Genomic DNA, 17,613 nt, shown 5'->3' on the forward strand with positions numbered 1-17,613 from the left:
TAGCAAGCATCGCTCCCACCTGCAATTCTTTTTGCAAAAAAGTTTACAAAACGGTATAATGTCCCATATCAAAGTGTAACGAACAGGAGAATCGATCATGGCAAAGCAATATAAGAAACTGCAAAAGAAGCTGTATCCAAACGAGCCAAAAGAAGCACCGCGGAAGCCGCCCGGCAAGGACTACCTGCTCCTCGCCGTCCTTGCGTTCACGGTCGTCGTCACCGCGTTTGGCTGGACGACGTTCGACAACTGGAACCGTGCGATGTACGCGTTCCTATGTGCTTCGCTCACGCTCACCTACGTCCAGCGCCACGCGAAGCTCTCCGAGAGCCAGTTTCTCGTCGTGAGCCGCGTCAGCCTCGCGGCGATCGGCCTTGCGATCGCGATGTTCGTCATCACGGTCTACGAACGGTTTACGAGCTAAAAATTTGAGGCTGTGGACAAATGCCTTCCCATTTCGTCCACAGCCTCTTGTTCGGTGTTCGGTCATCCGCGAACCGCCGTAACCTCTATTTCGCAGAGTGCGCCGGCAGGAAGCGCCTTCACCGCGACGCAGCTGCGTGCCGGCTTCGAGACGAAGTGCTTCGCGTAGATGCGGTTGAATGCGGAAAAATCCGCGATGTCCGCAATAAAGCACGTCGTCTTCACGACATGTTCCATCGAGCAGCCCGCCTCCTTGAGCACGGCCTCGACGTTTTGGCAGCACTGCTCCGCCTGTTCCTCAATGGTCTTGGCGACGATCCTGCCCGCCTTTGGCTGGATCGCGATCTGCCCCGAGCAGTAGAGCACGCCATTTGCCTCGATTGCCTGACTGTACGGCCCGACGGCTGCGGGTGCATCGTTCGTATGAATGACATTCATGGGAATCCTCCTTTCAAAATCAGAAGAGCACGCGGTCGACAACCATGCGTCCCGTCTCCACTTCCTTGCGGTGGCAGTGCGGGCATTCGTTCTCGATGAGTCCCGTGTAGCCACAGACCGGGTCGCGGTCGACGGGATGGTTGATCGAAAAGTAGCCCATATCGGCATCGTGCATGGCGCGCACGACGGACTCAAACGCCTTGATGTTCTTCGACGGGTCGCCGTCCATCTCGATGTAGGCGATGTGGCCGGCGTTTTCGAGCGCATGGTACGGCGCCTCGATGCGGATCTTGTCGATCGCCTTGATCGGATAATAGACGGGAACGTGCGAGCTGTTCGTCATGTAGCCGCGGTCGGTCACGCCTTCGATGATGCCGTACTTCTTTCGGTTCGCGCGCTGGAACTGCCCTGCCGTGCTCTCCGCCGGCGTGCCGAACGTCGACCAGTTGCGGTGCTCCGCGCGCGTGTAGTCGTCCGTGCGCTTGCGAAGGTGCGCGACGATCTTGAGCCCGAGCGTCTGCGCTTCCTCGCTCTCCCCGTGATGCTTGCCGATGAGCGCTTTCAGGCACTCGGCAAGGCCGCAGAAGCCGATCGAATACGAGGCGTGCTTCAAGACGCCCTCGATCGTGTCGGTGAGCTTGAGCTTTTCGCTGTCCATCCAAACGCCCTGTCCCATGAGGAACGGGTAGTTGTAGACGTGCTTCTGCTCGATGACGCTCAGGCGATCCAAGAGATAGTCGTGACAGAGCGTGATGTAGTGATCATAGAGATCCCAAAACTTCTCCAAGTCGCCGTGCGCCTCGATCGCAAGTTTCGGCAGGTTGATCGTCGTAAAGGAGAAATTGCCGCGCGAGCCGGACTCCTCTGGGCCATTGACGTTCCCCATGACGCGCGTGCGGCAGCCCATCGTCGCGACGGCGCTGTTGTAATCCCCCTTCTTGTAATATTGAAGATTGTACGGCGCGTCGATGTTGACGAAGTTCGGAAAGAGGCGCTTCGCGCTGACCTCGCAGGCGCGCAGGAAGAGGTCGTAATTCGGATCGCCCTCGTTGTAGTTGACACCCGCCTTGAGCTGGAAGACGGAGATGGGGAAGATCGGCGTCTCACCGTTGCCGAGGCCTGACCAGATCGCATGCAAGACCTCGCGCGTCGCGAGGCGTCCCTCAGGAGAGGTATCGAGCCCGTAGTTGATGGAGGAAAACGGCACCTGCGCGCCCGCCCGGCTGTGAAGCGTGTTGAAATTGTGGATGAGCGCCTCCATCGCCTGATGCGTCTCCTCAACGACGTCGGCGCAGGCAAGATGGTAGACGTTATCCGCGTCGAGCTCCGTCTCAGCCGTCCGTCCCGCGTAGTCCTGCGCGAGGATCGCCTCCATCGCACGCGCGATCTCCGCACGGCTCGCCGCGTCCATCGGATCATGGTCCGTCTCGGTGAACCGGCATGCCGCAAAGTCGATATGCATGTCGAGGTCCTTGCAAAATGCCTCGCGGTCTCCGACTGCCTCCGCACCGAAGCGGTAGACCATCGCCTTGTACGCCTCGTCGAGCACCGCCTTGCGGAACGACTTCCTGACGCCCTCCGCCATCGCGTAGTCGAACGCATTGATGCTCTGCCCGCCGAACATGTCGTTCTGATTCGACTGGATCGCAATGCACGCAAGCGATGCGTAAGCACGGATCGAATTCGGCTCGCGCAAAAAACCATGCCCCGTCGAGAAGCCGCCGCGAAAGAGCTTCAGGAGATCGATCTGGCAGCAGTTGAACGTGATGAGCGAGAAGTCCTTGTCATGGATATGGATCCAGTTCTCGCGGTCGGCCTTTGCGTACGCCTCGTCCAGCACGTAGTTGTCGACGAAGTGTTTCGCGCCCTCCGCGCCGAGCTTCAGCATGATGCCCATCGACGCATCCGTGTTGATGTTCGCATTGTCGCGCTTGAGATCGCTGTCGACGCTGTCGGCAAAGAAAATATCGTGATACGATTCCATGAGATGCTTCTGCGCGGCACGGCGCTCCGCGTGCTTCTGACGATATGTGATGTACTTCTTCGCAATGTCGTAGAAACCGTGCTTCATGAGCTCGCGTTCGACGATATCCTGAATCTCTTCGACCGTGATATTCTCGCGATCCATGAGCTCGCGCTCGACGTTTTCCGTCACCGCGTCAACCTCTGCATCCGTCATGACGGGCGCAACGCCGTCGCGGTTTGCCGCGGCAATCGCGTTGTATATTTTCATGCGGTCGTACGCTACCGTATGCCCTGAGCGCTTCGTGATCATCTTCTCCATGGCTCCACATATCTCCTTTGCTTCCACCATATCTTGTGGTTTATTTTATGAATATGCTAGACATTCTAGCATATATTGTGTCGGCTTGCAACGATAGAAGACGGCGCAGGAACCATCTGAAACGGCGGGAAACCCCATTCTGCCTAAATGCCTGCGATCTCCTGCCAACCAAAAATTATTTTTGATTATGTTTTGCTGCGACGGTTCCGTTTCGATGGAACGGCGCGATTTGCGTAAAGAAGCAACGTGTGCTGAGGGCAAAACACGCGGCCATGACGAGCGCCATCGGGAGCGCCGTCCCCTCGCCTGCAAGCCCGATGAGCGGCATCAGCGCACCGCCGAGCACCATCTGGAAAAGCCCCGCGAGCGCCGACGCGCTGCCCGCGTTCTTTCCTTGGCGCGCGAGCGCGAGCGAAAAGCTCGCAGCGCCGATCACCGAGAGCGGCACAATGGTCACAAAGAGAACGACGACGATGACGGCAAGCGGCGCGCCGGCAAAAAGCGAAGCGAGCAGCACAAGGCTCCCGCCAAACTGCACGAGAACCGCGGCTTTCAGCATCGTGACATCCGGCACGCGCCCCGCCAGCCGCGCGGGGAGCAGCCCGACCGCCATAAGCCCTGCGCCAATGCCCGCGAAAATCAGGCTGTAGGCCTGTGCCGAGACGGCATAAACATTCTGAAACACGAACGACGAGCCGCCGAGGTAGGCAAAAAAGCCGCCGAACACGAACATTTGGAGCAGGCAATGCCCAAAGAAATAGCGGTCATGCAGGAGCTGCGGAAACTTTTTCAGGCTTGCTGCCATGCCGCCTGCCCGCGCCTCTTCGGGAAGCGTCTCGCGGAATCTCGCCGTCGCGAGGAACTGCACCGCGCCGACCAAGACGAGCAGCCAGAAGACAGCGCGCCATGAGGCGACGAGCAGGATCTGCCCGCCGATGACGGGCGCGAGGACGGGCGCAAGGCCGTTGACCATCATGAGCAGCGAGAAAAAGCGCGTGAGTTCCGTTCCCTCGCAGACGTCGCGCGCAATCGCCCGCGCGATGACAATGCCGCTCGCCCCCGCAAAGCCTTGCACGAAGCGAAAGGCGAGAAAGAGCGCGATATCCGTCGCATTCGCGCAGAGCGCCGATGCCGCCGCAAAGACGAGCATCCCGGCGAGCAGCGGAAGCCTGCGCCCGTATCGGTCACTCACCGGTCCCATCACGAGCTGTCCGATCGCCATGCCGAGCATCGTCATCGTCAGCGTGAGCTGCACGAGCGAGGCCGTCGCCCCCAGATCCGCCTGCACGGCGGGGAGCGCGGGCAGGTACATATCGGTCGAGAGCGGCGCCATCGCCGACATCACGCCGAGAAAAATCATGAGCCAAATGCGGTTCTTCCTGGGAACAGACACGAGACCACTTCCTCCCTATGTGCCGCTATGCCGCTGCCGCCTTGATTCGGGCGCAGCCAAACGATATAATATATGGAATAGACGGATCGAATAGACTCATCATAGTAGACAATGGACGGAAAATCAAGGTGGTAATGAATATGAAGGCAATGGAAACACGCCTGAAGGGCGTATTCCTCATCGAGCCGCAAGTCTTCGGCGACGCGCGCGGCTGGTTCATGGAAAGCTGGTCGAAGCGCAAGTTCGAGGACGCAGGATTTCCTGTCGAATTCCTGCAGGACAATCAGAGCTTTTCCGCACAGAAAGGCACGCTGCGCGGCCTCCACTACCAACTGAACCCCATGGCGCAGGCAAAGCTCCTGCGCTGTACGCGCGGCAGGATCTTCGACGTCGCCGTCGATATACGAAAGGGCAGCCCGCAGTACGGCAAATGGGCCAGCGCTGAACTCACGGCAGAGAACAAGCGCCAGCTCTTCATCCCGCGCGGCTTTGCGCACGGCTTCATCACGCTGACGGACGACGTCGAGGTACAGTACAAGGCAGATAACTACTACGCGCCCGAATGCGACGGCAATATCCGCTGGGACGATCCCGCAATCGGCATCCATTGGCCGATCGCTCCCGTCATCCTCTCGGACAAGGATAAGGCCGCGCCGCTCCTTGCCGAGCGCACGGAGCTAAACTTCACCTACGACAAATGATGCGCGCACAAAACGAGACCCATGAACAGGTTTTCCTGCTGCATGAGCCTCGTTTTATTGCTGCGGATCCATTACTCCAAGATATAGACTTCCAAATCCTGTCGTCCGAAGGCGAGCGCCTCTTCATGCGTATCGAATGCGACATCGATGCGGTTGCCCTGAATCCCCCAGCCGATGTCCTCCGCCACGGCCTCGCCGTAGCCGGGGATGAAGACGTGCGTGCCGAGCGGGATGACCGCAGGATCGACGGCGATGACGCCGTGGCGCACGAGTGTGCCGGATGCCGTGCGGCTGCCGTTTCCGGGATCGAATGCACTGTACGCCGTCGCTTCCATATATACGACGCGTCCGCCGCCGCGGCTCGCGAGCTCGGACGGCTGATACGTCTCGCCGCCCGTGAGCGCGGCGTACGTGCCGTCGCCGCATATCCCGTCAACCGTAAGCCCGTTGTTCTGTTGAAAACGCCGTATCGCATCGACTGTCTTCGCACCGCATATCCCGTCTGCCGAATCGACAAGCCATCCCTGCTCGATGAGGAGCGTCTGCACGCGCCGCACCGCTTCGCCGCGCGAACCCTGCTTGACGAGGATCGAGCCGGCGAACGCATTTGCGCTTAGCGCGATGAGCAAGATCAAAATCAAACCTGCTGCCGAAATATGAACTCGTTTCGTCATAAAAGCCTCTCCTTCCTACTCGGTTATGCGCATAGCGCGATATCCACTCAGCGGAGTCTAATACTATCCACTATAATATCATAAAGCATCGCCAAAAGTCAAAATCACCTCGATCACCTCGCCAAAAACGCTTTTGGTGCAGCAAAAAGCCGACGGCATGCTTGACAAAATGTTTTCTGCGCCATACAATATGCCGACATAGTAATCATATAGGACTTTCAATTTCAAGAAAGAAGGGTTTCCCATGGCTCAGAACAAGGACGTTGAGAGCGCACGCAGCGAAGCGCTCCGAACGCATCGGCAAGGGCAAGCGAAGCAGATGATTCGGTGATTCTTGGGTTCGTCGCCGTCTGCGCGATGACGGACCACGACCTTATGGGCAAGCTCGAAGAAGCCGCACCGGCAAACGCATAAGATACAGAAAAAGGACCGGTCGCAAGACCAGCCCTTTTCGTAAGAATGGCTTCAACAGTGCTATGGAGCGCTATGGAGTGCTGTGGAGCGATATCGGAATCTGGCGATTTATTCGGCAATGCCCGGCGTCGTCATCTGCTCCGGGGAAAGGATGTGCTCCATCTTCTCCTTCGAGAGGAGCCCCTTTTCGAGGACGACCTGACGGATCGGCTTGCCCGTCGTGTAGGCTTCCTTGGCAAGCATCGCGGAATTCTCATAGCCGATGTGCGGCAGGAGCGCCGTGACGACCCCGACGCTGCCCTCGAGCCACTTCGCGCACTGCTCGCGGTTCGGCTCGAGACCGACGAGAAGCTTGTCAACAAACGTGTTGATCGCATTCGTCAGGAACCGCATCGAGTTGAACAGGTTGAACGCAATGACCGGCTCCATGACATTGAGCTCGAACTGTCCATTTTCGACGCCGAGCGAAATGGCGAGATCATTGCCGATGACCTGATAGCAGGCCTGATCGAGCACTTCGGCGATGACCGGGTTGACCTTGCCCGGCATGATGGAGGAACCCGGCTGGCGCTGCGGAAGCTTGAGCTCGTTGAGGCCGCAGCGCGGACCCGATGCCATGAGGCGGAAGTCGTTTGCCATCTTGATGAGGACGAGCGCCGTCGTCTTCATCGCGCTCGACATGTCGGAAAACCCATCCGTGTTGTTCGTCGCATCGATGATGTTCGGCGCCGTGCGGTACCGCTCGCCGAGCTCCTGCGTCATCGCGTCCGCGACCTTGTCGATGTAGGCAGGCTCTGCGTTCAGCCCCGTGCCGACCGCCGTGCCGCCCATGTTGATCACGTGGAGCGTTTCCGCCGCCTGGTTGATGCGGATGATCGCGCGGCGGACAGCCGACGCATACGAGCCCATTTCCTGCCCGAGCGTGATGGGGACAGCGTCCTGCAAATGCGTGCGCCCCATCTTGAGGACGTCCTTGTACGCATCCGCCTTGCGTTCAAGCTCCGTCGCAAGGGAATCGAGCGCCGTCGTGAGCTTGTTCGCCTTGTGGATGAGGCATACCTTGATGCCCGTCGGGAACGAGTCGTTCGTCGACTGCGCCATGTTTGCGTGATTGTTCGGGGAGATGATGTCGTAGCGTCCCTTCGGCTGTCCGCTGAGCTCAAGCGCGCGGTTGCAGAGCACTTCGTTCATGTTCATGTTGATCGATGTGCCTGCCCCGCCTTGAATCGGGTCGACCGGGAACTGGTCCATCCACTTGCCGGAAATGATCTCGTCTGCTGCCTTCACGAGGAGCTCGCCTATCTTCTTGTCGAGACGTCCCGTTTCCATGTTTGCCGTTGCAGCTGCTTTCTTGACCTGCGCAATCGCCTTGATGAAATCCGGGTCGAGCTTCTGTCCCGTAATCTTGAAGTTCTCGATGGCACGCATCGTCTGAACGCCGTAGTAAACGTCGTCCGGCACCTGAAGCTCCCCTAAGAAATCGTGTTCTGTACGCATTTTCCCTCATTCCTTTCTTTGACTCGTCCGGAAAGATCTCTTTCTTGACTTGAATTGTATCATGTATACAAAATACATTCAAGTACATCTTTATCAAAAAGTTCGCTCGTCACGAACCTTTTTGCAAAACCGCATCGCATATCCAGGCTCCAATCCGATCAAAACATTCCGAGGAGTTTCATCCACGGCAAACCAATGCCGAGCCAAACGATGACGTGCATGACCGTGACCAAAAACCCGATCTTCCACCATTGCCCCTGCCCCATGAAGCCCGCACCGAAGAAGATCGGCGTGACGCCACAGCCGTAGTGCGTGAGAAACGAGGCGCTGTTGCAGAGCGCGCCGAGCAGGATGAGCACGCCGAGCACGGGCGCGCCGGCCGCGACGAGGATGGTCGCGAAAGCAGCGAAGAGCGCCATGATATGCGCGCTGTTGCTCGCGAGCAGATAATGCGCAAAGGTGTAGACGAGGCAAAGCACGACGAGCATCGTCATCCACTCCATGCCGCCGAACTTCGCTGCCATCACGTCGGCAAACCACTTCATAAGGCCGAGCTTTGAAAGGTATGCCGCCATATTGACGAGCACGCCCATCCAAACGAGCACATCCCATGCGCCGTGCTGGCGCGTAATGTCCGACCAGTCGAGCACGCGCGTCACGAGCATGGCGGAAAGCCCCATGAGCGCGACAAACGCCGAGTCAATATGGTGGATGGATCCCGTCGCCCAAAGGATGAGCGCCAAGACGAAGATCGTACAGAGAATCTTTTCTTTGCCCGACATGGGTCCCATCTCATGCAGTTCCCTGCGCGCGAGCTGCTGCGTCTCGGGCATCTTCTTCTGCTCGGGATCGATGAGCCGATAGAGCAAATACGGCGTCGCAATCGTAAGCAAAAGCCCCGGCACGATGCAGGCGGCGAACCACGAGCCCCAGCTGATCGACGTGCCGAATATCTCCTGTGCAAGCGTGTTGCAGAGAACATTGTTCGACGCGCCCGTCAGGAAGATGCATGCCGACGTGATGACTGCTGCATAGGCACTAAACATCAGGAACGCGCCCGTGCGTCGGTTCTCTTCCTTTTCCGGCTCTGCACCGACCGCATTGACGACGCTTCGGACGATCGGGTAGATGATGCCGCCGCCGCGTGCCGTGTTCGACGGCGTAAACGGCGCAATGCAGAAATCCGCCGCGCTCATTACGTAAGCGACACGCAAGGTGCTGCTGCCGAAGCGTGCGAGCAATGCGTAGGAAATACGCTTCCCAAGCCCCGTCTTGATGAAGCCCTCCGCAAACATGAACGCGGAAACGATGAGCCAAATCGTCGTGTTGGAAAACCCTGCGAGCGCTTCGCCCGCCTTCATGATGCCGAGGAGCGGCAGGAGCGTACAGGCGAGAATTGCGATGGCGCCGATCGGCATCGGCTGCAGGATGAAGCCCGCAATCGTCGCGACGAACACGGCGAGCAGCCCCCATGCCGGCGCCGAGACGCCGGCAGGCGCAGGAATGAACCACAGGACTATGCCGATCGCTACGCAGATGAGACCGCGCACGACAGGCGGCAGCCCCTGGCCTTTCTTTTTTTCGGACATATAGCATTCCTCCATTTCTCACAACAGGCATGTCCATGCCTGTCTGCTTTCCTGTATGCAATATACAGGTGTGACTACAGGATTCTATACGATCCGATCCATTTATTACGCAAATTTTATCATAAAAAATTTTTATCTTCCATGTGGTACAGCTCCAGCACCACCTGCACAAATCCTTCGATAGCCCTTGTCCGATAGCCCTTGTGCTGCATGGCAAGGAATGTCTTGCGCGTCGCAAGCGCCCCCTCCAGCCGATAGAAAAAGAGCGCATTGGTCGGAAGCGACAGGCTCACGAGCGTATCCGTCAGGAAGGTCGCGCCAAGCCCCTGGCGTGCCATATGGAACGCCGTCATGAGCTGATTCAGATACAGGCGCACGCGCGGCGCATAGCCTGCCGTCTGAAACAGGCCCTTTGCCCGCCGATACATATCATTTCCCGGCCCGAGCAGCAGGAAATCCATCCCGGCAAACGCCGCGAGCGAAACGGCAGGCGTCGCGGCGGAAAGATGGCGGCCCGCGAGCACATCCTGCCGCGTCATGCACGCATCGGAAAACCGTGCATGGATCGGCGCGCCGGCAGGAACGGCAAGCAGAAGATGATCCGTATAAAAGGGCGTGCTGTCACAGCGCGTGGCATCGTATACGCCGCTGTCCACAATCACATCCAGTTTTCCCTCCGCGAGCCGATTGTAGAGATCGGCCGAATCCGACTCGATGACCGACAAGCGAATCTGCGGATACTTTCGACTGAATGCTTCAATCATAGGAGGCAGGAAGCAGGAGGCAAAAAAATTTGTCCCGCCTAGGGCAAGCGTGCCGCTCTGCAGCCCCGCAAGATCATCGCAATACCGTTTCAGATCCCGCCGGATCCGTATCACACGCTCTGCCGCCTCCATGTACGCCCGCCCTGCATCGGTAAGCCCCAAGGGACTCCGGGCGCGGTCAAAAAGCGGCACGCCGAGCTCGCTTTCCACCTTTTTCACGGCAGCGGACAAGGCGGGCTGGGATACGAAAAGCTGCCGCGCTGCCGCGGAAAAGCTGCGCGCCTCCCATACGGCCAAAACGTATTCCATCTCCTTTAACATGAATATCTCCTCCAATATGTGATAAGATAATTTTATCTAGATCAAAAAGTTATCTGTATTGGATTATAGCATGCCATCATGCTATCGTATAGGACAGAAGCAATTCCCTCGCCTATCAAACCATTTGGAGAAAACAGGAGGAGCGACCATGAAAACAATTGGCATCATCGGCGGAATGGGTCCTATGGCGACCGTGGACCTCATGGAAAAAATCATACAGGAAACCGACGCCCATGAGGATCAGGAGCATATCCCCATCCTCGTCGACAACAACACACGTATTCCCGATCGGACCGCCGCCATTCTCGGGCAGGGCGAAAGCCCCGTCCCTGAGCTGCTGCGCTCCGCCAAGCGTCTCACGGAGGCCGGCGCCGACTTCCTCATCATGGGCTGCAACACGGCGCACTATTTCCTGCCCGCCATGCTGCCCCATCTGACTGTCCCGTTCCTGAGCATAATCGATACGGCAGTCCGGTTCTGCCAATCCCAGGGCTTTCACAAAATCGGCCTGCTTGCATCTGCCGGCACCTGCAAGAGCGGCATCTATCAAAAGGCGCTCCAAAAAGCCGGCATTTCCGTTCTCATGCCGGGCAGGGAACAGGAATCTGCCATCCACAACATGATTTACGAAGGGGTCAAGGCGGGAAAAGAGAACTACGATACGGCAGCGGTCGAATGCGCTCTTGCCTCCATCAAGGCGGATGGAGCGGAAGCATTCCTGCTCGGCTGCACCGAAATCCCCGTCGCCGTGCGCATGTACCATATAAAGGGCAATTTCATCGACGCGACCGACGTGCTGGCAAAAGAAGCCATTCGTTTGGCGGGTGCAGCGATTCGCGCATGACGCCCCTTCCCTGTCCTCGCGGCATAAGCTTGTAATTTTCCTCATAATATTGTATTATGTATACAATATACCGTAGTGACATAGCAGGAACACGATAGTGTTACGATGCATCGGCAGAGCAGAAAGGAACGATCATGCAGATCACGCGCCCCTCGCGGCAGGATTGGTTTCTATTCCTGCTCATGCTCCTTCTCATTCCGCTGGCGGGCGAACCGAAGATCCACCCGTTTGGAGGCGACTTCGCAAGCTTTCGCGTGAGCTTCGGATCGCCGCTCTTCCTGCTGTTCCTGCTGCTTCTCCGCTCCTTTCCGCGCGTGCTTCTCGGCTGCGCGGCAGGCATTGCCGTCGTCCTCTTCCGCATGGCGCTGGATACCATGCGAGGGATTCCGGTGGCGGATGCTTTTTCCCTTCGCAGCGCGACGTTTTTCTACTATGCATGTTATGCGCTCTTCTTTGCCGCGCCGCGCCTCACGGGCATGCACGTCTACGAGCAGGCGCTCGCGGTCGCGTTTTGGGCGATCCTGGCCGAGATCCTCGCGAGCTTTTCCGAGCTCACCGTTCTCCGCATGATGATCCCCATACAGACATCGTTTACCTTTTCGATGTTTTTTCATATCCTCGGCATTGCCATCCTGCGCTGTTTTTTTATTCTGTCCTTCTTCTACATCTTTACCCTTTACGCGACGGAAATACGTCTTGCACGCAAGACGAAGGAGCGCGACCGCCTCGCTCTTTTGATCGCCGGGCTCTACGAAGAGACATTCACGCTCCGCGGCGCCATGCAGAGCGCCGAAGATGTAACACGCAACAGCTACCAGGCATACGATTGCCTCCAAGAGGTGACAAACGTGGCGGATGCACGCGCTCTCTCGCCGGAAATCCTGCGCATCGCGGAGCAGTGCCATGAGATCAAGAAGATCAACCAACGCATATACACCGCACTGCACGAGCTTACATCGAATCGCCGCGTCGACGACTACTTGCCGCCCGATGAAATCGTACGCCTGCTCCTGCACGCGCAAAGGCATTACGCGTGCGCCCTCGGCAGGGAAATCACGTTTTTTGCCGATGTACAAAAGGATCTGCCGCCCCTGCACGTCTTTTTGCTGCTCTCGATCCTAAACAATCTCGTCGCCAATGCAGTCGAGGCGATCCCCCAGCGCGGAACGGTCTCGCTTTCCATCCGGGGAGGCGGCGGCACGCTCCGCATCACGATTGAAAACACGGGAAGCTTCATTGCGAAGGATCATTTCGCTCGCGTCTTTCATCCCGGCTACACGACGAAATTCGACAGCTCCGGGAAGGCGTCGAGCGGTGTCGGTCTGACTTATGTCAAACAGAAAACGGAGTCGTTCGGCGGCCGCATCGAGATAGACTCGGACGGCAAGAATCGCGTGACCGTCTCGATATGCCTGCCGTGCCAAAAGCTGCAGCAGCAAGATGCTGCCGCATCCGGCAAACGTCCCGAATGACTGGAAAGAAGGTGCTTTCGACGAATTTTATGCTCATCGATGACGATGATGCCATCCGCTACATGCTGCAGGACATTATTGAGGAATACCGGCTCGGCGAGGTCGTGGATTCCCTCTCCGATGCCCGTGTTCTTACCAATGAGCTCCTGCGCCACGAGCAAGTCGACATTCTCATTCTCGACATGCTCATGGAAGGGATCGACGGAATGGCGGCAGCAGCTGCCGTCCGTGCACAATTCACGGGCAAAATCATCATGCTCTCACAGGTCGAAAGCAAGGAGCTCGTCGGCAAGGCTTACGAGATGGGTGTCGACTACTACATTACGAAACCGCTGAACCGCAACGAGATCTTAGGCGTCATTCGAAATGTCAGCAAGCATATCCGCCTCGAACATTTCGCACATGATCTGCAGTCCTCTTTGAAAAAGACCCTCGCTGGCCCCGCTTCAAGCGCCGCGCGTCCATCGGGGAGAAGTCTTGCCCATGCCGTCCTGAAAGAACTCGGCATCGCGGATATGAGCGGCGCAAAAGACCTCATGGCGATCCTTCACTGCCTCGCCCATACGCCAAATGACGACGGGATTCTCCCCCCGCTTCAGCGAATATTTGCCGCCGTCCTGCAAGGGCGGGCGAAGGAGGAAGGAGACATCTCAAAAGAGGTCAAGGCGATGGAACAGCGCCTGCGTCGCACGATCTCCCAAGCGCTCCTGAACCTCGCCGCAATGGGCGCGCTCGACTACACGAATCCGCGCTTCGAGTCGTACGCACCGCTCTACTTCGACTATGCGGAAGTCCGCCGCATCATGACCATGATGGAAGAAGAAAAACAGCCGAAGCGCTCCGACGTCCACATCAATATGAAGAAATTCATCCATGCACTCTTTCGCGCAACACAGGAATGACGCGAGGAAGCGTTCCGATGGCATCCTCCCGTGCTGCCGCAGAACGTCCGCATGGACGCGAAATGCCCTATGCCAGCCCGCGTCCGCCGCGAAGGCCGGCGCATAAAAGCGCCCTGCGCTGCACAATGAAGCGACCGCATTTTCCCCTTTCCTAATACGAAAAAATGATGTATGATAGATAATAGATAGTAGAATGAACGTATATAGCCTACATGCTATACGTCAACATAAAGGAAGCGCGGATATATGCAGCACCCTTGTATTGTCCGCGGTTCCGAAACGTCTCTTCTGAAAGGAACGATAACCGACTATGATTCGTTTGCCGGTCAAAGACCTAAAAGAGGGCATGATCATCGGGCAGAGCATTTACAACCGGCTCGGCGCAAGCTACCTCGTAAAAGGCCAGCCCATCACAAAGGGATATATCGGTCAGCTTCAAAAAATTGGCATTCCGACGCTCAACGTCACTTCAATGGATCCCAATCTGAAACTTCCGCCACCGGAAGACGTCGTACAGGAGCGCACGCGCATCACGGCAATCCAGCGCGTCTACGAGACGTATCAGAGCGTTGAGGAATCGGGGCGCATCGACGTCGCAAGCATGCAGGCCGTATCGGAAAACATCCTTTCCGACATCCTCGCGAAGCGCGGCAACCTCGTCCAGCTCACGGATATCCGCCTGCACGACACCTACACGTTCGCACACAGCGTCAACGTCGCCGTGCTCTCCGCCATGCTCGGCATGCTCTGCCACTACACGAAGAAGGACATGCTGCTCCTGACACTCGGCGCACTCCTCCACGACCTCGGAAAGATCAACGTCCCCTCGGAGATCCTAAACAAAAATGGACGACTCACGAATTCCGAATTCTCGACGATGAAGGATCATCCGCTCAACGGCGGAAAGCGCATTATGGCAATGCAGAACGAGCTCCCCTCGCCTGCCATCCTCGCAGCGATCGCCTCCCAGCACCACGAGCACATCGACGGAAAAGGCTATCCGCGCGGGTTCAAAGGCGACCAGATCCACCGCTTCGCCAAGATCGCCGCGATCGCCGACGTCTACGATGCGCTGACGAGCGAGCGTCCCTACAAGAAGGCGTACACGCCGAACGTCACGCGCAACATCATGGTCAACGTCAACAAGGGGCAGTTCGACCCGGATCTCCTGGAACTCTTCTTCAACAATGTCGCCGTCTACCCCGTCGGCACAATCCTCAAGACGATTTGGGGCTACGGCATCGTCAAGAAGTGCGAGTTCGGCCATACGGAAACGCCGACCATCGTCCTCTTTGCCAACATGGAAGGACGCGTGCTCCCAAAACCGGAGGTCATCAATCTCGGCGAATGTGCGGAGGGAAACAGCGCGATCATCCTCGTCGTAACCGACGGCGATCTTCTCCACTTCGTTCACGATCTCGGGCTCGACCCGTCCATTTATCTAAAGGAAGACGACCCCAGCGAAGAAAGCGAATAACGGATTGCATCCAAAAACATCCAAACAGAGGAAGGCATGGCATCGCGTCGCACCTTCCTCTTTTTTTGCGCCCTACTTCAACTTCACGAGCTCGTAATCCCGCGTGCCCATGCCGATCTTTTCCGCGTGCTCCAGCGTTTCCTTCCAACAGATATTCGGGTTGCTGTCGAGAAAATGGTCGTGGTGGTGCTCCCAGCCTTCCTGCGCCAAATGATCGCCGAGCTGACTATTGCGGATCGGCGTCATCCTGAGGCACGCATCCGCACACGCCTGGTCGAGTGCGACGGGATCGAACGACGCGAACATGCCGACGTCCGGCAGGATCGGCGCATCGTTCTCGCCATGGCAGTCGCAGTTCGGAGAAATATCGCGTACGAGATTGACGTGAAAGCAAGGGCGGTCCTGGCAGACTGCCTGCGCGTACTCCGCCATCTTGCGGTCGAGAAGATCGTTCGCATCCCACTGCTCATTGCTGATCGCATCAAAGCTGCATGCGCCGATGCAGCGGCCGCAGCCTGCGCATACGGCGGGGTCGATGAACGCCTTGTTGTTCTCGTAGCGGATCGCATGGGAGCCACAGTTCTTCGCGCACTTGCGGCAGCCGCGGCAGAGTTCCGCGTTCACGACGCACTTTCCAGACGAGTGCTGCTCCATCTTGCCCGCGCGGCTCCCGCAGCCCATTCCGATGTTCTTGATCGCACCGCCGAAGCCCGTCGCCTCGTGCCCCTTGAAATGCGCAAGACTGATGAAGATATCGGCATCCATGATGGCGCGTCCGATCTTCGCCGCCTTGACATACTCACCGTTCCTGACGGGGACCTCGACCTCGTCCGTTCCGCGCAGGCCATCGCCGATGAGGATCTGGCAGCCCGTCGTGACCGTGTTGAACCCGTTAAGATTCGCGCAGTCGAGATGTTCGAGCGCATGCTTGCGGCTGCCCGGATAGAGCGTATTGCAGTCCGTGAGGAACGGGCGCCCGCCCTGCTCCTTGACAAGATCGGCGATGACCTTTGCGTACTGCGGGCGGAGGAATGCCATATTGCCGAGTTCGCCAAAGTGCATTTTGATTGCGACAAACTTCCCATCCATATCGATCGTTTTGATGCCTGCTGCCATGCAGAGTCTGCGCAGCTTCATGAGTTGGCTCGTGCCAACCGGCACGCGCCAATCCGTAAAGTAGACCTTCGCTTTCTCCATGATACCCTCCCAATAAAATAAAACCATCTTGATAAAACAATCTTGCCCCTTGCTCACAGGGACAAGATATCCATATATCCATACATGAAATAACCACCAGAGGCTTTCTCGTCACCTGCTGGCGGTTACTTCTTCATATCAACCGATCCATATACACTTCTCATACAATAGTTCCATGAGCAAGTTGCCTAGCCCATCGGACTCGCCTCCCATCCATCTCTGCATGTCGGCTTCCATCGGAAAGGCTGAACACCTGCTTTCCTTTGGCTTATCTATACGATACCATAATCGTCCCTTCCTGTCAATTGGATTTTTAGAAACTTTCAGCAAATTATTGGGCCAACCGAAACGATCTGTCTTTTATGAAGGAACGATATTGACAATGCCCGTATATATGTTAAAATGAGCGCAGTTTAATTTTAATGCAAAAGGAGGAACCGTCTATGGGAAAAACACTTGTTGCTTATTTTTCCGCCAGCGGCATCACGGCAAAAGTCGCAAAAAAATTGGCCGACATACGAAATGCCGATCTATATGAGATTCGCCCGGAAACGCCGTATACGGAAGACGACCTCAACTGGTCAGACCGCGCCTCACGCACAAGCCTCGAATCGAGCAACCCCGCATCGCGTCCGGCACTTGCCGACAGGGACGCCAATATCGCAGCGTACGATACAATCTTCTTGGGATTCCCAATTTGGTGGTATAAGGCGCCGCATATCATCAACGCATTCCTAGAAGCCTACGACTTCTCCGGAAAAAGAATCATCACGTTTGCGACATCGGGCGGCAGCAAATTCGGCAAGACGATGGCCTCGCTTCAGCCGAGCTGCTCGGACACGGTCATCTGGAAGCAGGGAGAAGTGCTCAATGGGGATCCGTCGAGGTCAAGAATCACCGAATGGGTCAGCAGCCTGAAACTCTGAGCAGCAGGGACGCGTCTGCGTCCTCTTTTTGGGCAAAATAAATATCCTACAAAAAAAACCCGACTGCGTCGGGCTGTGCGTTCAAATGGTGCGGTCGATGGGACTTGAACCCATACGTCTTGTGAACACTACCCCCTCAAAGTAGCGCGTCTGCCAATTCCGCCACGACCGCAATATGAAATTGTTGGGCAACCGCCCCTATTCAGACGCAAGCTCCCTTGCTACACGGCTCGGACTCCTGCGGCTTTCTGCCTATGGTGCGGTTGATGGGACTTGAACCCATACGTCTTGTGAACA

At 57.1% G+C, this 17,613-nt stretch carries 15 protein-coding genes and 1 tRNA gene; 7 read left to right on the forward strand and 9 right to left on the reverse strand.

Annotated features, from left to right (window positions below):
- Nucleotides 1-97: 97 nt before the first annotated feature.
- On the forward strand, nucleotides 98-424 hold the full coding sequence (locus HMPREF1985_RS09035) for a hypothetical protein (RefSeq protein ID WP_021772296.1): 327 nt from the start codon (nucleotides 98-100) through the stop codon (nucleotides 422-424).
- 62 nt (nucleotides 425-486) lie between these two features.
- On the opposite strand, the gene HMPREF1985_RS09040 is transcribed toward HMPREF1985_RS09035, so the two are convergent.
- The 3 genes from HMPREF1985_RS09040 to HMPREF1985_RS09050 form a co-directional block, all read right to left on the reverse strand.
- Nucleotides 487-861 (reverse strand): RidA family protein, encoded by a 375-nt coding sequence (locus HMPREF1985_RS09040; RefSeq protein WP_021772297.1) that lies wholly within the window; start codon nucleotides 859-861, stop codon nucleotides 487-489.
- A 19-nt stretch (nucleotides 862-880) separates the two neighbouring features.
- Nucleotides 881-3,145 carry an anaerobic ribonucleoside triphosphate reductase gene (locus HMPREF1985_RS09045; RefSeq protein WP_040637553.1) on the reverse strand — a complete coding sequence of 755 codons (2,265 nt, stop codon included), beginning with the start codon at nucleotides 3,143-3,145 and terminating at the stop codon, nucleotides 881-883.
- 175 nt (nucleotides 3,146-3,320) lie between these two features.
- The gene (locus HMPREF1985_RS09050; protein ID WP_051349101.1) at nucleotides 3,321-4,538 is read right to left on the reverse strand and encodes a multidrug effflux MFS transporter; all 1,218 of its coding nucleotides are present in this window, start codon (nucleotides 4,536-4,538) and stop codon (nucleotides 3,321-3,323) included.
- Nucleotides 4,539-4,678: 140 nt separating this feature from the next.
- On the opposite strand from HMPREF1985_RS09050, the gene rfbC reads away from it, so the two are divergent.
- Complete coding sequence (gene rfbC / locus HMPREF1985_RS09055; RefSeq protein ID WP_040637554.1) at nucleotides 4,679-5,239, forward strand: dTDP-4-dehydrorhamnose 3,5-epimerase; 561 nt, start codon at nucleotides 4,679-4,681, stop codon at nucleotides 5,237-5,239.
- 71 nt (nucleotides 5,240-5,310) lie between these two features.
- Here rfbC and HMPREF1985_RS09060 read toward each other — a convergent pair whose 3' ends face one another.
- The 4 genes from HMPREF1985_RS09060 to HMPREF1985_RS09075 form a co-directional block, all read right to left on the reverse strand.
- Nucleotides 5,311-5,913 (reverse strand): peptidoglycan-binding protein, encoded by a 603-nt coding sequence (locus HMPREF1985_RS09060; RefSeq protein ID WP_021772301.1) that lies wholly within the window; start codon nucleotides 5,911-5,913, stop codon nucleotides 5,311-5,313.
- Nucleotides 5,914-6,435: 522 nt separating this feature from the next.
- A complete protein-coding gene (locus tag HMPREF1985_RS09065; RefSeq protein WP_021772304.1) occupies nucleotides 6,436-7,824 on the reverse strand; it encodes an aspartate ammonia-lyase in 1,389 nt (462 codons plus the stop codon).
- Between the two features lie 158 nt (nucleotides 7,825-7,982).
- Nucleotides 7,983-9,413 (reverse strand): DASS family sodium-coupled anion symporter, encoded by a 1,431-nt coding sequence (locus HMPREF1985_RS09070; RefSeq protein WP_051349102.1) that lies wholly within the window; start codon nucleotides 9,411-9,413, stop codon nucleotides 7,983-7,985.
- A 119-nt stretch (nucleotides 9,414-9,532) separates the two neighbouring features.
- Nucleotides 9,533-10,498 carry a LysR family transcriptional regulator gene (locus HMPREF1985_RS09075; RefSeq protein WP_040637555.1) on the reverse strand — a complete coding sequence of 322 codons (966 nt, stop codon included), beginning with the start codon at nucleotides 10,496-10,498 and terminating at the stop codon, nucleotides 9,533-9,535.
- Between the two features lie 148 nt (nucleotides 10,499-10,646).
- Here HMPREF1985_RS09075 and HMPREF1985_RS09080 point away from each other — a divergent pair, with 148 nt between their 5' ends.
- The 4 genes from HMPREF1985_RS09080 to HMPREF1985_RS09095 all read left to right on the forward strand — a co-directional run bounded on the left by HMPREF1985_RS09080 (nucleotide 10,647) and on the right by HMPREF1985_RS09095 (nucleotide 15,193).
- The gene (locus HMPREF1985_RS09080) at nucleotides 10,647-11,342 is read left to right on the forward strand and encodes an aspartate/glutamate racemase family protein (protein ID WP_021772307.1); all 696 of its coding nucleotides are present in this window, start codon (nucleotides 10,647-10,649) and stop codon (nucleotides 11,340-11,342) included.
- 134 nt (nucleotides 11,343-11,476) lie between these two features.
- A complete protein-coding gene (locus tag HMPREF1985_RS09085) occupies nucleotides 11,477-12,814 on the forward strand; it encodes a sensor histidine kinase (RefSeq protein WP_021772308.1) in 1,338 nt (445 codons plus the stop codon).
- Nucleotides 12,811-13,716 carry a response regulator gene (locus tag HMPREF1985_RS09090; protein WP_021772309.1) on the forward strand — a complete coding sequence of 302 codons (906 nt, stop codon included), beginning with the start codon at nucleotides 12,811-12,813 and terminating at the stop codon, nucleotides 13,714-13,716. The genes HMPREF1985_RS09085 and HMPREF1985_RS09090 overlap by 4 nt, the downstream gene beginning before the upstream one ends.
- Nucleotides 13,717-14,026: 310 nt before the next feature.
- On the forward strand, nucleotides 14,027-15,193 hold the full coding sequence (locus HMPREF1985_RS09095; RefSeq protein ID WP_021772310.1) for an HD-GYP domain-containing protein: 1,167 nt from the start codon (nucleotides 14,027-14,029) through the stop codon (nucleotides 15,191-15,193).
- A 72-nt stretch (nucleotides 15,194-15,265) separates the two neighbouring features.
- Here HMPREF1985_RS09095 and HMPREF1985_RS09100 read toward each other — a convergent pair whose 3' ends face one another.
- Nucleotides 15,266-16,390 (reverse strand): DUF362 domain-containing protein, encoded by a 1,125-nt coding sequence (locus tag HMPREF1985_RS09100; protein WP_196805391.1) that lies wholly within the window; start codon nucleotides 16,388-16,390, stop codon nucleotides 15,266-15,268.
- Between the two features lie 443 nt (nucleotides 16,391-16,833).
- On the opposite strand from HMPREF1985_RS09100, the gene HMPREF1985_RS09105 reads away from it, so the two are divergent.
- Nucleotides 16,834-17,316, forward strand: a complete 483-nt coding sequence (locus tag HMPREF1985_RS09105; RefSeq protein ID WP_040637556.1) for a flavodoxin — start codon at nucleotides 16,834-16,836, stop codon at nucleotides 17,314-17,316.
- 86 nt (nucleotides 17,317-17,402) lie between these two features.
- Here HMPREF1985_RS09105 and HMPREF1985_RS09110 read toward each other — a convergent pair.
- Nucleotides 17,403-17,488: transfer RNA gene (locus HMPREF1985_RS09110), tRNA-Leu, on the reverse strand.
- Nucleotides 17,489-17,613: the final 125 nt, after the last annotated feature.

The sequence above is a fragment of the Mitsuokella sp. oral taxon 131 str. W9106 genome (assembly GCF_000469545.1).
Lineage (GTDB): Bacteria > Bacillota > Negativicutes > Selenomonadales > Selenomonadaceae > AWVT01.

What these genes read in the sequence shown, in the direction of transcription:
- HMPREF1985_RS09035 (WP_021772296.1), top strand. Translation starts at nt 98, where the DNA reads ATGGCAAAGCAATATAAGAAACTGCAAAAGAAGCTGTATCCAAACGAG.
- HMPREF1985_RS09040 (WP_021772297.1), bottom strand. Translation starts at nt 861, where the DNA reads ATGAATGTCATTCATACGAACGATGCACCCGCAGCCGTCGGGCCGTAC.
- HMPREF1985_RS09045 (WP_040637553.1), bottom strand. Translation starts at nt 3,145, where the DNA reads ATGGAGAAGATGATCACGAAGCGCTCAGGGCATACGGTAGCGTACGAC.
- rfbC (WP_040637554.1), top strand. Translation starts at nt 4,679, where the DNA reads ATGAAGGCAATGGAAACACGCCTGAAGGGCGTATTCCTCATCGAGCCG.
- HMPREF1985_RS09060 (WP_021772301.1), bottom strand. Translation starts at nt 5,913, where the DNA reads ATGACGAAACGAGTTCATATTTCGGCAGCAGGTTTGATTTTGATCTTG.
- HMPREF1985_RS09065 (WP_021772304.1), bottom strand. Translation starts at nt 7,824, where the DNA reads ATGCGTACAGAACACGATTTCTTAGGGGAGCTTCAGGTGCCGGACGAC.
- HMPREF1985_RS09070 (WP_051349102.1), bottom strand. Translation starts at nt 9,413, where the DNA reads ATGTCCGAAAAAAAGAAAGGCCAGGGGCTGCCGCCTGTCGTGCGCGGT.
- HMPREF1985_RS09075 (WP_040637555.1), bottom strand. Translation starts at nt 10,498, where the DNA reads ATGTTAAAGGAGATGGAATACGTTTTGGCCGTATGGGAGGCGCGCAGC.
- HMPREF1985_RS09080 (WP_021772307.1), top strand. Translation starts at nt 10,647, where the DNA reads ATGAAAACAATTGGCATCATCGGCGGAATGGGTCCTATGGCGACCGTG.
- HMPREF1985_RS09085 (WP_021772308.1), top strand. Translation starts at nt 11,477, where the DNA reads ATGCAGATCACGCGCCCCTCGCGGCAGGATTGGTTTCTATTCCTGCTC.
- HMPREF1985_RS09090 (WP_021772309.1), top strand. Translation starts at nt 12,811, where the DNA reads ATGACTGGAAAGAAGGTGCTTTCGACGAATTTTATGCTCATCGATGAC.
- HMPREF1985_RS09095 (WP_021772310.1), top strand. Translation starts at nt 14,027, where the DNA reads ATGATTCGTTTGCCGGTCAAAGACCTAAAAGAGGGCATGATCATCGGG.
- HMPREF1985_RS09100 (WP_196805391.1), bottom strand. Translation starts at nt 16,390, where the DNA reads ATGGAGAAAGCGAAGGTCTACTTTACGGATTGGCGCGTGCCGGTTGGC.
- HMPREF1985_RS09105 (WP_040637556.1), top strand. Translation starts at nt 16,834, where the DNA reads ATGGGAAAAACACTTGTTGCTTATTTTTCCGCCAGCGGCATCACGGCA.